Here is a 14,791-nt window from a genome sequence, read left to right on the forward strand (position 1 = left end):
GCGAGCAAGCTCGCTCCCACAGGCACCGAGTAAGGCATCTCGACCTGCAAGACCCTGAGGTCTTTGGGAGCAACACCTATGTTGAACACCCTTCTTCCAATCCTGCTGTTCGCAGCCCTGGGCCTCGCTGCCCTCGGCGCCTTGCGGCGGGTGAACATGTGGCGCCGGGGACGACCGGCCAAGGTCGATCTGATCGGCGGACTTTTTGCCATGCCCAAACGCTACATGGTGGATCTGCACCATGTGGTGGCGCGGGACAAATACATTGCCAACACCCACGTCGCCACGGCGGGTGGTGCGGTGGCGTCGATTGTGTTGGCGATCCTGGTCCACGGTTTTGGCCTGCACAACCGCATCCTCGGCTACGCCTTGCTGCTGATGTCGGCGGTGATGTTCGTGGGCGCGATCTTCATGTACCTGCGTCGGCGCAACCCGCCGGCGCGCTTGTCGAAAGGCCCGTGGATGCGCCTGCCGAAAAGCCTGCTGGCCTTCTCGGTGTCGTTCTTTTTGGTGACGCTGCCGGTGGCGGGCATCCTTCCGGAAAACTTTGGCGGCTGGCTGGTGGCGGCGATCCTCGGTGTCGGCGTGTTGTGGGGCGTGTCGGAATTGTTCTTCGGCATGACCTGGGGCGGGCCGATGAAACACGCCTTCGCCGGTGCCCTGCACCTGGCCTGGCACCGCCGCGCCGAGCGCTTCGGTGGCGGCCGTTCCACCGGTCTCAAACCGTTGGACCTGAACGATCCTGCCGCACCGCTGGGCGTGGAAAAACCCAAGGACTTCACTTGGAACCAACTGCTGGGCTTTGACGCATGCGTGCAGTGCGGCAAGTGCGAAGCGGCTTGCCCGGCGTTCGCCGCCGGCCAGCCGTTGAACCCGAAGAAACTCATCCAGGACATGGTCGTCGGCCTGGCCGGCGGCACCGATGCGAAATTCGCCGGCAGCCCTTATCCAGGCAAACCGGTGGGTGAGCACGGCGGCAATCCACATCAGCCGATCGTCAACGGCCTGGTGGACGCCGAGACCCTGTGGTCCTGCACTACCTGCCGGGCTTGCGTCGAGGAATGCCCGATGATGATCGAGCACGTCGATGCCATCGTCGACATGCGCCGTCACCTGACCCTGGAAAAAGGCGCGACGCCGAACAAGGGCGCCGAAGTATTGGAAAACCTCATCGCCACCGATAACCCCGGCGGCTTCGCCCCGGGCGGGCGAATGAACTGGGCGGCGGACCTGAACCTCGACCTGCTCAGCGAGAAGAAATCCACCGACGTTCTGTTCTGGGTCGGCGACGGCGCCTTCGACATGCGCAACCAGCGCACCCTGCGCGCCTTCGTCAAAGTGCTCAAGGCGGCGAAAATCGACTTCGCCGTGCTCGGTCTCGAGGAGCGCGACAGCGGCGACGTGGCCCGGCGCCTGGGTGATGAAGCGACGTTCCAGCTGTTGGCCAAGCGCAATATCCAGACCCTGGCCAAATACAGCTTCAACCGCATCGTCACGTGCGACCCCCACAGCTTTCACGTGTTGAAAAACGAATACGGTGCCTTTGATGGCAATTACCTGGTGCAGCACCACAGCACCTATATGGCCGAGATCATCGACGCCGGCGCCCTGAATCTTGGTCAGCACAAGGGCGACAGCGTGACCTATCACGACCCTTGCTACCTGGGCCGCTACAACGGCGAATATGAAGCGCCGCGCCAAGTGCTTCGTGCGCTCGGCATCGAGGTGAAGGAAATGCAGCGTTCCGGTTTCCGTTCCCGTTGCTGCGGCGGTGGCGGCGGCGCGCCGATCACCGACATCCCGGGCAAGCAGCGCATCCCGGACATGCGCATGGAAGACATCCGTGAAACCGGCGCCGAGCTGGTGGCGGTGGGTTGTCCACAATGCACCGCGATGCTCGAAGGCGTGGTCGAACCTCGGCCGATGATCAAGGACATTGCCGAACTGGTGGCCGACGCGCTGCTAGAAGAAGCCGCGCCGCGCAAGCCTGTGGCGCCGGCCAAACGTGAACCTGCGGAGGTGCATTAATGAGCGACATCATCCGCCGCGACCCTCGCGCCGAGTGGATTGCCCGCAACCGCCTGCATCCGTTGCACACAGCCATGCAACCGGTGCAGCACAGCTGGATGGGGCCCAACGGCGTCATTCGCAAGAACGTCCATGGCGTCGGTTTCATCGGCCCCAACGGCATCAAGCGCATCGACCGTAGCGGTGCCCAGCAGGGCGGTGCAACCAAACGCACCGCCGCGACGCAAGTGCAATTGCCGCTGCATCAAGTCGTGCAACCGGCGTTCTACATCAGCGTTGTGCCGGATATGGTCGGCGGCCGCCTCAGCAGCCACGACCGCGATTTGCTGGGCCTGGCCCATCAGCTGGCCGGCAGTGACGGGGCGGTGCTGGCCGTGGTCTTCGGCGAGCACAAGGAGAACACCTTCACCACGGCGGGCGTGGACCGCTTGCTGGTGCTCGATGGCGAGGAATTCAGCGGTTATGCACCGGAGCAGCGGGTGCAAGGGTTACGGGCTGTGGATAACCAATTCAACCCACGCCACTGGCTGCTGCCCGACAGCCGCAGCGGTGGTGGCGAACTGGGTCGGCGCTTTGCCGCGGCCTTGGGCGAACGCCCGGCCACGCGGGTCTGGCAGGTCCAGGGCGAGGCCTGCATCGGCCGCGCCGGTGCGGGGCTGCAAGACCTCGCACGGCCATTGGCGCGGTTGATCCTGGCCGCCGCCGAATGCGCCGAGCCGGTCAGCGAAACCCGTCACGAAGCCCTGCCGGTGGAGTTATCCACAAGCGTGGCGCGCAGCCTGTCGCGCATTGAAGACCTCGGCGCGGTGGCGGTTGACCCGGGTGCGATTCCGATGGCCGAGGCCGAGTTCATTTTCTCCGGCGGCAACGGCGTCAAGGACTGGGCGCTTTTCCACAGGACAGCGGCGGCCTTGGGCGCGACCGAGGGTGCCTCGCGGGTAGCGGTGGACGACGGTTTCATGGCCCGGGATCGCCAGGTCGGTGCGTCCGGCACCTGGGTCACGGCGAGGGTCTACGTGGCCGTCGGGATTTCTGGGGCGATCCAGCACCTGCAAGGCATCGGCGCCTGCGACAAGGTGGTGGCGATCAACCTCGATCCGGGCTGCGACATGATCAAACGGGCGGACCTGTCGGTGATCGGTGACAGCGCGGCGATTCTCCAGGCCCTGATCGCGGCGGTAGAGGCTTACCGCAACGAAGCCAGGCGCGATGCGGCTTAAGCTAAGGAAACGCTCATGAGTACCCAAGTGATCAGCCTTGTCTCCATCGGCGCCCACCCGACCTCCGGTCGGCCACGGCGCGCCGAGCAAGACGCCCGTGCCGTGGAACTGGGCCTGCAGCTGGCCGGCAACGACCTGCAAGTGCTGCATGCCGGGGATGTGGCGGAACCGGCGTTGCGCGCTTATCTGGGCATGGGGCTGGATGAACTTCACGTCCTGGAAAACCCCGTCGGAGCCGACGCGCTGCCGGCCCTCACCGACTATCTGCGTGACGCCGGCGCCCAGGTGGTGCTGACCGGCAGCCAGGCGGAAACCGGCGAAGGTTCGGGCATGCTTCCATTTTTGCTAGCGGAGAGCCTCGGTTGGCCGCTGGTGGTGGGGCTGGCCCAGGTCGAATCCATCGAAAACGGCGCGGCCCTGGTGTTGCAAGCCTTGCCCCGTGGTCAGCGGCGGCGGCTCAAGGTGCGCCTGCCATTTCTCGCCACTGTGGATAACGCCGCGCCAAAACCTCGGCAAAGCGCCTACGGCCCGGCGCGGCGTGGGGCGTTGCATGCTGAAGAGGTCGAGGTCATTGACGATACGTTGTTGGCCGTGGCGACCCTGCAACCGGCCAAGCCAAGGCCCAAGCGCCTGAAAGTGATCAAGGCCAAGAGCGGCGCCGATCGCATGAAAGCCGCCACGGCCAAGGCCAGCGGCGGGGGCGGGCAGGTGCTCAAGGGCGTGAGCCCGGAGGCAGGGGCAGAGGCGATTCTCAAATTGTTGGTAGAGGAAGGGGTGGTTCGTTAAACCTAATTCAAAACAAAACCCTGTGGGAGCGAGCCTGCTTGCGAAGACATTCCGTCAGCCGCTGAAGGTATCTACCGATGCGCCGTCTTCGCGAACAGGCTCGCTCCCATAGTTGGTTCGGTGTTACTCACAATCCCTGTGTGCGCCTCTGTGGATAACCTGTTCGCCCCTCGCTACGGCCCACGCCAATCAGGCGCTGTAGCCCTTCGATCAAAAAACAGCCAGCCTAACTTACGGTTTTTATTGGCTTTTCTCCGCGGATAAAACCCCGCTTCGAGCAAAACTTGCCCCCAATCTCTGTTGGCGCTTCTGTGGATAAGATGTTCGCTGTCCGCTACAGGCCAAGCGCTTCGCGGCTTTCACAGCGCTGATCAAATAATAGCCAGATTCGCGCCGTCACCCGGAAAACCACTGGAAAACATGGATCTATAGGGCGTGAAATGGGTTTTCCACAAAACCGTCAAAGTTACCCCCAAACCCTGTTGGCGCTTCTGTGGATAAGGTGTTCGCTATGCCCTGTAGCCCTTTAAATCAAAGGCTCTCAGAGTGCTGATCAAAAAACAGTCACACCGTCAGGAAACTGTTGTCGTTAGATAACTCACGGATTTTATTCACATTGGCCCTCAGCAAATTGCCGGCGCGTGCACATTTGTCCCCATTTGCTGTGGGTGGTCATGTGGATAACTTGTTCGCGGAACTCTGGGAGCCACGGCCGGCTTAGTGCTAATCGCGATAGATCAAATTTCATACAGTTCTAAGGAACTGCCTTGACGTAGGGGTGTCGCCTGTCTTCACTCATGGCACAAGGACAGCGAACATTATCCATATCTGGTTCAGGGAGAACGCACGATGGATAGCAAGGCCCCCCAACCGTTTCCCGCTTCAGCCCCGACATGCATCCCCACGCCTGCCGTCTCGCCGCTTCGACGCACCCATCGTCGCGGGGCCAATCAGCGTGCACGCCTATAACACCTGAGCTTTTCCCCAGTCACCGTTGACTGCCGCTTCAACCCATACGGGATAGTGGCCAGGCGTTCCTGCGCCTGTGAATTTACAGGCAACCGCAGAGTTGCCCCTTCTGCCTGAGAGGACTTGAACATGACACGGATCTCGACCCCCATCAGTGAAATCAAGGAGCACTACGACGTTATCGTCATTGGTTCCGGCTACGGCGGCGGTATCGCCGCGTCACGCTTGTCCCGGGCCGGGCGCAAGGTCTGTCTGCTGGAGCGCGGCCGGGAGATCCAGCCCGGCGAGTATCCCAATACCTTGCTCGCCGCCACCGAAGAATTGCAGGTGCATGACCCGGACGGCCACATTGGTTCGCGCACCGGGTTGTTCGACCTGCACGTCAACGCCCAGCAGAACGTCGTGGTCGGGTGTGGCCTGGGCGGTACCTCGCTGATCAACGCCAACGTAGCGCTGGAAGCCGAGCCCGGTGTCTTCGAGGACCCGCGCTGGCCCCTGGCGATGCGCGAGCACAGCGATACGTTGCTCAAGGACGGCTACGCCCGGGCCCGTGAAATGCTCAAGCCCAACCCTTATCCGGCGTCCTCGCCGAACCTGCCCAAGCTCGACGCCCACAAGAAGTCGGCGGACTACCTCAAGCAAGGCGCCCACTTCTACAAACCGCCGATCAACGTCACCTTCGACAAGCTGCCCAACAATCTCAATCACGTCGGCGTTGAGCAACTGCCGTGCAATGGCTGTGGCGACTGCGTCTCGGGCTGTAACAACAAGGCCAAGAACACCACGCTGATGAACTACCTGCCGGATGCCTGGAACCATGGCGCGGAGATTTTCTGCCAGGCCGAGGTGCGTCACCTGGAGCGCGAGGGTGACGGCTGGATCGTGCATTTCCAATACCTGGACAGCGGTCGCGAAATGTTTTCGGCGCCGACGCTCTTTGTGCGCGCGGACATCGTGGTGGTGTCCGCCGGCACCCTGGGTTCCACCGAAATCATGCTGCGCTCGCGGGACAAGGGCCTGTCGATGTCCGCCCAGTTGGGCGAAAACATGAGCGGCAACGGTGACATCCTCGGTTTCGGCCACAACTGCGATCAAGTGATCAACGGCATCGGCTTTGGCGCCCATTCGGCCAAGGAACTCGAGCCGGTGGGGCCATGCATTACGTCGATCATCGACATGCGCACCGAGGGCGACTGGCGCAGCCGCATGGTGATCGAGGAAGGCTCGATCCCCGGCGCCCTCGGCCGAGCCATGGTGCCAAGCATGGCGGCGTTCGCCGAAACGATCGGCGTGCCCACCGACACCGGCTTCGGTGCCAGCCTCAAGTACAAGGGCCGCGAGGCCGAGAGTTTCCTGCGTGGGCCGTATTACGGCGCGCTGCACAACATGCAGACCTATTTGATCATGAGCCATGACAACGGCAAGGGCCGCATGGTGCTCGATAACAAGGACCAACTGCGCATCGACTGGCCCGGTGTCGGCGAGCAGGAAAACGTCACCCTTGGCAACGAGCGTCTGCACCAGAGCACCAAGGCCCTGGGCGGGATCTGGGTCGAGAATCCGATCTGGACCAAGTTGCTCAAGCACAGCATCGTTTCGGTTCATCCACTGGGCGGTTGCGTGATGGGCGAGGACGCGGTCCAGGGCGTGGTCAACCACAAGGGCCAGGTGTTCAGCGGCGCCAGCGGCACCGACGTCTACCCGGGCCTGTATGTGACGGACGGCTCGGTGATTCCGACCTCTCTGGCGGTCAATCCCTTGCTGACGATTTCAGCAGTGAGTGAGCGCAACATGGGGCTGCTGGCGGCTGATCGCGGCTGGCTGATCGATTACACGCTACCGTCGGCGCCGCGCAAACCGGTGGCGGCGCCAACCCTCGGCGTGCAGTTCACCGAAACCATGAAGGGCTTCTTCTCCACGGCGTTCACCCAGCCCCAAGGCACCGACCTCAGCCTTTACGAAGCGGCGGCCAAGCGCGGCCAGGCGGACAACTCACCCATCGAGTTCACCCTGACCATCACCGCCGCCGACCTCAATCGCCTGATCAAGGAGCCGGAGCACGCCGCGACGCTGGTGGGCACCCTCGATGCGCCGCTGCTGTCGCCCAAGCCCCTGGTTGCCAGCAATGGCGTATTCAACCTGTTCGAGCAATACCAGGAGCAGGTCGGCGTGCGGCACATGAACTACGACATGAAGCTGACCGCCGAAGACGGCAGCGATTATTACTTCAGCGCCTTCAAGACCGTGCCCGAGGACAACGGCGTGCTGAACATCTGGCACGACACCAGCACGCTGTACGTCACGCTTTATCGCGGGCCGGACAAGACCGGCGCGGTGCTCGGCTCCGGCGTCATGCACATTCTGCCGGCCGACTTCGCCAGGCAGATGACCACCATGAAAGTGCTCAACGCCCGCAATGAGCGTGAGCGCGTGGAGGCGTTGGCGCGGTTCGGCAAGTTCTTCGCGGGTATCTTGTGGGAAAGCTACGGCGGCGTCTTCTCCGGCGACGTCTACTTCAACCCGGACGCGCCGCCACGCTTGAAACGCCCCTTGGATGCGCCGGCCCCGGTGGTGCATTTCTTCCAGACCGAAGATAACGTCGAGCTTCGCCTGACCCGCTACCAAGCTGGCAGCAAGGGCCCCGTGATGTTGGTGCATGGCCTGGGCGTGGGCTCGAATATCTTCTCCACCGACACCATCCACACCAACCTGCTGGAGTACCTGTGCAAGCACGAATATGACGTCTGGCTACTGGACCTGCGCGTCAGCATCCTGCTGCCGGCCAGCAAGCATGAATGGAATGGCGACCAGGTGGCCCAGTATGACTTCAAGGCGGCCATCGAGCAGATCCAGCAGGCAACCCTGGCCCGCGACGTGCAATGCGTGGTGCATTGCTATGGCGCGACGACCTTCTTCATGTCGATGCTCGCCGGGTTGCAGGGCGTGCGTTCGGTGGTTTGCTCGCAGATCGCGGCCGACACGGTGGTCGCCACCGCCACGGGGCTCAAGGCCGGTCTGCACCTGCCGGGAGTGCTCGATGCCATCGGCATCAAATCCATGACGGCCTACGCCGACACCAAGGAAAGCTGGTTCAACAAACTCTACGACAAGGCCCTCAATGGCTATGCCCGGATCGAGGCTCAGGGTTATTGCACCAACCCGGTCTGTCATCGCATCACGTTCATGTACGCCTCGCTGTACCGCCACGACACCCTCAACGAAACCCTGCACGACAACCTGCACGAATTGTTCGGCGAGTCGAACATCCAGACCTTCGAGCATCTGGCGTTGATCGTGCGCAAGGGGCATCTGGTGGACTTCAAGGGCAACGACGTCTACATGCCGCATTTCGATCGGTTGAGTTTGCCGATCTGCTTCATCAGCGGTGCCGACAACCAGTGCTACCTGCCGCAAAGCACCCTCAAGACCTACGAGCGGCTGTGCGACATGCATGGCCCGCAACTGTTCAGCCGCCACGAGATACCCGGCTACGGTCACATCGACTGCATGTTCGGCAAGGATGCGGTGGTGGATGTGTATCCGATCATTCTTGAGCACCTGGAGAAAACGGCGCTGGGCTAGCTGGCTGCCCTCGGTGGCGAGGGAGCTTGCTCCCGCTCGGCTGCGAAGCAGTCGTCGCTTTTGAAGTCTTGGGGGCCGCTACGCGGCCCAGCGGGAGCAAGCTCCCACGCCACATGGGTTTTGTGGTGAGTCAAGAATAAGGAAAAGGATGCCATGAACGCTCACATCCGCTGGTTCCAACGCATCATCTGGATCGGCATCGTCATGAACATGGTCTTCGCGATCCCGGCGCTGTTCGCGCCGGCGTTGCTGACGTCCATGCTTGGCCTGCCGCCCGTGCTGTCCGATCCCTGGTTGGAGAACACCGGCATGTTGCTGGTGGGGATCAGCCTGTTCTACATGCCTTCGGGCTTCAACGCGCCGCGTTTCGTGGTGCATTCGTGGTTGTGCGTGCTGTCGCGGCTGGTGGCGGTGGTGTTCTGGATCTACCTGATCAACACCAACAACCAGGGCTCGTTGTTCGTGCCGATGTTGATGGGCGACCTGAGCATGTTCCTGATCCTGGGCGTGCTGCTTTACCTGGGCAGCCCGGTGGCCAACCGTCCGCTGGCCTTGCTCCAGGCCGGTTGGCGCGAGTGGCGCGCCGGCTGGGCGCTGCGCTGGCAGAGCCACGCGTTCAGGGTCGGCACGTTGGTGGTGATCTTGTTGTTGGGTTTCATCGGCTACCAGACCTGGTACCAGATGATCCGGGAAGTGCCGCAACCGGACTTTGCATCCGATGAAGATCACTACAAATACGCCGCCATCGGCCTGGGCATCGAGGCGCGGATTCCCTATTACCTGTTCGCCGTGCTGCCGCAGATGTGTCCGGAAAAAATGCCCAAGCCAGGCGGCTACGAGGTGTTCGGTTTTCTCTATGAAAATGGCAACGACCTGCCCATCGGCATGGCCAAGCGGCAGCTCGGCTACCCCACCGTGGAGCCGAACTGCGCCCTGTGCCATACCGGTTCGTATCGGGCCAATGCCTCCGACGTCGCGGTGCCCGTCGCCGCCGCGCCGGCCAATACCCTGCAACTGCAAGCCTTTCAATGGTTCGCCTACGAGTGTGCCAGCGACCCGAAATTCACCCCCGACGCCGTCATGGCAGCGATCAACGGCAAGTTCCAGCTGGGCTTTTTCGAAAAGCTCTACAACCGCTACCTGATCATCCCAATGGCAAAAAGCGCGTTGCTCAAGCAGAAGCAGGCCTATGCCTGGCAGAAGCTGCGTCCGGCCCAGGGGCCAGGGCGGACCGACACCTTCAACCCGACCAAGATGGTGGTCTTTGGCTTCCCGGATGACTCCACCATCGGCACCGTGGACTTGCCGCAGGTGTGGAACCAGAAACCTCGCGAGTCCATGTACCTGCACTGGGACGGCAATAACAACAAGATCCACGAACGCAACTACGCCGCCGCCATGGCCGTGGGCGCGACGCCGGGATCGGTATTGCCGCCTAGTTTCAACCGCGTGACCAACTGGCTGCTTGGCCACAAGGCGCCGGCGTGGCCGTTCGCCCTGGACCAAGGAAAAGTTGCCCAGGGCAAGCCGATCTGGGATCAAAACTGCGCCGGTTGCCACGATTTCGGGCGCAGTGATACCGGGCAAGTCACCACCAATATCGACCAGTTGGGCACCGATCCCCATCGCCTGAACTCCTTTACCACCGGCCTGGTGAGCGCGTTCCACGGCTTCAAGAAACCACCGTTCGACTTTGGCGCCTACCGCAAGACCCAGAGCTACAGCAACACGCCCACCGACGGCATCTGGTTGCGTGCGCCGTACCTGCACAACGGCTCGGTGCCGACCTTGTGGGATTTGCTGCAAGCGCCGGAGCAGCGTCCGCAAGTCTTTTACACCGGCTCCGATATCTACGACCAGGAGAAGGTCGGCTTCATCACCAGCGGCGCGCAGATGAAGGCGTCGGCCGATTTCAAATACGACACCCGCCTGGAAGGCAATCACAACGGCGGTCACCTGTATGGCACGCAACTGTCGGACATCGACAAGCGGGCCCTGATCGAATTCATGAAGACCCTGTAGCCCAGGGCACAACGAAGGAGCGTCCACATGTCATTACTGCATCATTGGGAACATGAGTTCGACAAGGTCAAGGTCCGCCTGCATGGGTTGGTCACGCGGCTGGAAATGTCCTGGAAAAAACTCGTCAACGACCTGGAACCGGAGGAATTCCAGGCCATCGTCAAGCTGCTGCAGCGAGGCCATGACCAGGCCCGGCACGTCATCGATCACGGCGATCTGCCGGACGATGAGCCGGCCGTGCCCTGGGAGCTCGCTCATGGCTTGTCGATCCTGAAGATCGGCAACGCCAGCGCCTTGCCGCAAAGCGAAGACGAACTACGCACCCGAGTACTCAAGGACGGCACCTTGCTGGGGTGCCGCAAATGGGAATTGCTGGACCTGCTCTGGAGCGAGGCGCTGCTCAAATGGATTGAAAACCTGCGCCACCACGCGACGTTCGCCACCACCCCGGCGCTGGTGAAAATGGACAACGACGTGGTGCTCGCCATCGCAGGCGACTGGGGCACCGGGCCGTTCGACAGTCACGCACCCGCGGTGGCCGTCGCCAACCAGATGCAACTGGCCCAGGCTGACTTCACCATCCACCTGGGCGATGTCTACTACGCCGGCACGCATTCCCAGGAAGATGTCGACATGGCCGGGTGGCCGCAGGGCAAGCATGGGTCGTTCACCCTCAACTCCAACCATGAGATGTACAGCGGCGCCCATGGCTACTTCAAGGAGCTGGCGTCGCGTTTTCCGGTGCAACAGGGCACCAGTTATTTCGCCTTGTACAACGACGACTGGCTGGTGGTCGGGCTCGACAGTGCCTACGCTTCGGACGCAATGAACCTGTACATGGACGGCACCCTCAACACCCAGCAGATCGAGTGGATGAAAACCCTGCCCAAGCGCAAGAAGCTCATGGTGCTCAGTCATCACCAAGGCTTCGACATTTCAGGGCACAACAAGACCGCGCTTTATCAACCGGTCTGCGACGCCCTGGGGCGCGAGCCGGATTATTGGTATTGGGGCCATTTGCACAATGGAATCTGTTACGCACCCCAAGGTGGGCTGCATGCGCGCTGCGCCGGGCACGGGGCGATTCCCTATGGCACCACCAGCGAGTTGAACGGGCATGCCCGGGTGCTATGGTCGGAAACTGAACTGGCGGGGGACGAGACGTATCCGGAGCGGGTGTTGAATGGGTATGTGAAGGTTCAGCTGAGGGGGGAGGAGATTGTCGAGACGTTTTATGGGGAGGATGGCAGTGTGCGGTGGTCTTCCAGGTAGTCGGTGAATGTCAGGCCGCTATCGCGAGCAGGCTCGCTCCCACAAGGGTCTGTGTCGGTCACAGAACCTGTGGGAGCGAGCTTGCTCCGGGCGGCGATCCAACGATGCTTCTGACTTAGCCCTGGACCGGAACGCCCTTGAGGTACGGCGCAGGTTCGGCCCCCAGGTTGTTGAGCAGGCGCTCGCTGTACCAATCCACGAAATTCACCACGCCGAACTCGTAGGTCTTGGAGTACGGGCCCGGTTGGTAGGCGGTGGAGTTGATGCCGCGCTGGTTTTCCTCGGCCAGGCGACGGTCCTGGTCGTTGGTGGCGTCCCAGACCTGGCGCATGCGCTCTACGTCGTAGTCGACGCCTTCGACCGCGTCCTTGTGCACCAGCCACTTGGTGGTGACCATGGTTTCCTGAGCGCTGATCGGCCACACGGTGAACACGATGATGTGGTCGCCCATGCAGTGGTTCCACGAGTGCGGCAGGTGCAGGATGCGCATCGAGCCCAGGTCCGGGTTCTTGATGCGGCCCATCAGCTTGGCGCAGCCTTGCTTGCCGTCCATGGTCATCGACACGGTGCCCTTGAGCAGCGGCATGCGCACGATTCGGTTGCGCAGGCCGAAGCTGGCGTGGGCGTAAGGGATCTTCTCGGCTTCCCAGGCGGCGGCGGAAGCGGCCACGTGGTCCTTGAACGCCTGGTCGGCGCGTGGGTCGGTGACGTCGTCCCATTCCAGCAAGGTTTTTAGCAGTTCAGGGTGCGACGCGTTGCAGTGGTAGCACTCGCGGTTGTTCTCCAGCACCAGTTTCCAGTTGGCCTTTTCCATCAAGGTGGTTTGCACCGCCACCTTGGTGTTCTCCATGTCGTAGGGTTCCATGTAGTGGTTCAGGGTCGACAGGAAATCATCGATGGCCGGTGGGTTCTCGGCCAGGCTGATGAAGATGTAGCCGCCGGCGGTCTTCACGTTCACCGGCTTGAGGCCGTACTGCTTCATGTCGAAGTCGGCACCCATCTCGGTGCCGGCGAACAGCAGGCGACCGTCCAGTTCGTAGGTCCACTGGTGGTAATGGCAGACCAGTTTGGCGACCTTGCCCTTGTCGCTGGTGCACAGCCGCGAACCACGGTGGCGGCAGACGTTATGGAAGGCATGCACCACGCCCTCGGCGCCGCGAATCACAATGATCGGGTTCTTGCCGATCTGCAGCGTCAGGTAGTTGCCCTTCGCCGGGATTTCGCAGGTCATGCCGGCGATCAACCATTCCTTCTGGAAAATTTCCTGCATGTCGATATCGAACAGGCGCTCATCGGAGTAGAACGGCTGCGGCAGCGAAAAGGTGCGCTCGCGCTCTTGCAGCATCTGCGCGGTGGCCTTGCGTGCGGGTTCCAGCGGATCGCCCAGGCTCAGGGTGGTGGTGACGTCCATCGTTTTGTCCTCATGGTCCTCTACGAGACCATCAAAAAAGTGGCTGATCGGTTGTGCTACGCAAGGCAGAAATTTGTGATTGTCTGTTGGGGCGAGTGTGGGGCCGCGCAGGGGCGCAACCTTATCCATGGGCGACATGGCCCAATCTGTTCCCGACGCGCAAGCCCCGGTAGTTGGGGGCTGGTCGCGATAAGTATGTGAATGTCGCAGATAGGTAAATGGCGGTACAGGCGCCTAAGCACAATCGCCATCATTAAGGCCGACAGTCGGCCGTGGAGATCAGCATGTCCAATAATTTCCTGAACCCGGTCACCACCCAGACCTGGGCCAATGGCCGACATATCGTTCGTTGCGTCAAAGTCATCCAGGAAACCTGGGATGTGCGCACATTCTGTTTCATGGCCGACCAGCCGATCATGTTCTTTTTCAAGCCCGGGCAATTTGTCACCCTGGAGCTGGAAATCGAAGGCCAGCCGATCATGCGTTCCTACACCATTTCCAGTTCGCCGTCGGTGCCCTACAGCTTCTCGGTGACCATCAAGCGCGTGCCGGGGGGCAAGGTTTCCAACTGGCTGCACGATACGCTGCACGAGGGCCAGGAACTGGCGGTGCACGGGCCGGTGGGGCTGTTCAACGCCATCGATTTCCCGAGTCCGAAAGTGCTTTACCTCAGCGGTGGCGTGGGAATTACGCCGTGCATGTCCATGGCGCGTTGGTTCTACGATACCAACGCTAACGTCGACATGACCTTCGTCCACAGCGCTCGCTCGCCCAAGGACATCATCTACCACCGCGAGCTGGAGCACATGGCGTCGCGGATCGACAACTTCAGCTTGCACCTTATTTGCGAAAAACATGGCCTGGGCGAGCCGTGGGCCGGGTACCGCGGATACTTGAATCACAAGATGCTGGAATTGATGGTGCCCGATTTCCTCGAGCGCGAAGTGTTCTGCTGCGGCCCGACGCCGTACATGAGTGCGGTCAAGCGCCTGCTGGAAGCCGCCGGCTATGACATGAAGCGTTATCACGAGGAATCCTTTGGCGCCACGCCACCGGAAGCCCGCGCCGATGCGGTGGAACAGGCCGAACAGGCCGCTGACGCACCGGAAGTTGACCAGGCGGACCTGCACCAGGTGGAATTCGTCGCCTCCGGCAAGAGCATCGGCGTAGCACCGGGCGAAACCGTCCACGCGGCCGCCGCCAAGCTCGGCCTGATGATCCCGAAGGCTTGTGGCATGGGCATCTGCGGCACTTGCAAGGTGTTGAAGCTGGGCGGGGAAGTGGAGATGGAGCACAACGGCGGGATCACCGAGGACGACGAGGCCGAGGGTTATATCCTGTCGTGCTGCAGCGTGCCGAAGGGGGATGTGCGGATCGAGTTTTGATCCGTTCTCTCAGGCGCGCGATGAGCTCTTGTGGCGAGGGGATTTATCCCCGTTGGGCTGCGAAGCAGCCCTAAAGCAATCAACTCGATCAATCTGATACATCGCGTCCGCAGATT

Annotated in this window: 8 protein-coding genes; 7 read left to right on the plus strand and 1 reads right to left on the minus strand. The window is 61.8% G+C overall.

Going from position 1 to position 14,791, the window contains the following annotated elements; translation table 11 throughout:
- The first annotated feature begins 78 nt into the window (after window positions 1-78).
- From dgcB to J3P92_RS02530, 6 genes are all read left to right on the plus strand, one after another.
- Window positions 79-2,028 (plus strand): dimethylglycine demethylation protein DgcB, encoded by a 1,950-nt coding sequence (gene dgcB, locus J3P92_RS02505; RefSeq protein WP_434649816.1) that lies wholly within the window; start codon window positions 79-81, stop codon window positions 2,026-2,028.
- Complete coding sequence (locus tag J3P92_RS02510) at window positions 2,028-3,248, plus strand: electron transfer flavoprotein subunit alpha/FixB family protein (RefSeq protein WP_434649818.1); 1,221 nt, start codon at window positions 2,028-2,030, stop codon at window positions 3,246-3,248. Before dgcB ends, J3P92_RS02510 begins: the two co-directional genes overlap by 1 nt.
- A 15-nt stretch (window positions 3,249-3,263) precedes the next feature.
- Complete coding sequence (locus J3P92_RS02515; protein WP_420764945.1) at window positions 3,264-4,034, plus strand: electron transfer flavoprotein subunit beta; 771 nt, start codon at window positions 3,264-3,266, stop codon at window positions 4,032-4,034.
- Window positions 4,035-5,132: 1,098 nt separating this feature from the next.
- Window positions 5,133-8,585, plus strand: coding sequence for a GMC oxidoreductase (locus tag J3P92_RS02520; protein ID WP_434649820.1), 3,453 nt, complete (start codon window positions 5,133-5,135; stop codon window positions 8,583-8,585).
- A gap of 153 nt (window positions 8,586-8,738) precedes the next feature.
- Window positions 8,739-10,607 carry a hypothetical protein gene (locus J3P92_RS02525; RefSeq protein ID WP_434649822.1) on the plus strand — a complete coding sequence of 623 codons (1,869 nt, stop codon included), beginning with the start codon at window positions 8,739-8,741 and terminating at the stop codon, window positions 10,605-10,607.
- 27 nt (window positions 10,608-10,634) lie between these two features.
- Window positions 10,635-11,879: a metallophosphoesterase gene (locus tag J3P92_RS02530; protein ID WP_420764942.1), complete on the plus strand. Its 1,245-nt coding sequence runs from the start codon at window positions 10,635-10,637 to the stop codon at window positions 11,877-11,879.
- Window positions 11,880-11,994: 115 nt separating this feature from the next.
- On the opposite strand, the gene gbcA is transcribed toward J3P92_RS02530, so the two are convergent.
- Window positions 11,995-13,290, minus strand: a complete 1,296-nt coding sequence (gene gbcA / locus J3P92_RS02535; protein WP_434561915.1) for a glycine-betaine demethylase subunit GbcA — start codon at window positions 13,288-13,290, stop codon at window positions 11,995-11,997.
- A gap of 284 nt (window positions 13,291-13,574) precedes the next feature.
- Here gbcA and gbcB point away from each other — a divergent pair, with 284 nt between their 5' ends.
- Window positions 13,575-14,675, plus strand: a complete 1,101-nt coding sequence (gene gbcB, locus J3P92_RS02540) for a glycine-betaine demethylase subunit GbcB (RefSeq protein ID WP_434561917.1) — start codon at window positions 13,575-13,577, stop codon at window positions 14,673-14,675.
- The last annotated feature ends 116 nt before the right edge of the window (window positions 14,676-14,791 follow it).

This window comes from Pseudomonas sp. D3-27 (assembly GCF_051132165.1).
GTDB lineage: Bacteria > Pseudomonadota > Gammaproteobacteria > Pseudomonadales > Pseudomonadaceae > Aquipseudomonas.

Excerpts from the sequence above, each read along its gene's own strand:
- dgcB (WP_434649816.1), top strand. The coding sequence starts at position 79 with ATGTTGAACACCCTTCTTCCAATCCTGCTGTTCGCAGCCCTGGGCCTC.
- J3P92_RS02510 (WP_434649818.1), top strand. The coding sequence starts at position 2,028 with ATGAGCGACATCATCCGCCGCGACCCTCGCGCCGAGTGGATTGCCCGC.
- J3P92_RS02515 (WP_420764945.1), top strand. The coding sequence starts at position 3,264 with ATGAGTACCCAAGTGATCAGCCTTGTCTCCATCGGCGCCCACCCGACC.
- J3P92_RS02520 (WP_434649820.1), top strand. The coding sequence starts at position 5,133 with ATGACACGGATCTCGACCCCCATCAGTGAAATCAAGGAGCACTACGAC.
- J3P92_RS02525 (WP_434649822.1), top strand. The coding sequence starts at position 8,739 with ATGAACGCTCACATCCGCTGGTTCCAACGCATCATCTGGATCGGCATC.
- J3P92_RS02530 (WP_420764942.1), top strand. The coding sequence starts at position 10,635 with ATGTCATTACTGCATCATTGGGAACATGAGTTCGACAAGGTCAAGGTC.
- gbcA (WP_434561915.1), bottom strand. The coding sequence starts at position 13,290 with ATGGACGTCACCACCACCCTGAGCCTGGGCGATCCGCTGGAACCCGCA.
- gbcB (WP_434561917.1), top strand. The coding sequence starts at position 13,575 with ATGTCCAATAATTTCCTGAACCCGGTCACCACCCAGACCTGGGCCAAT.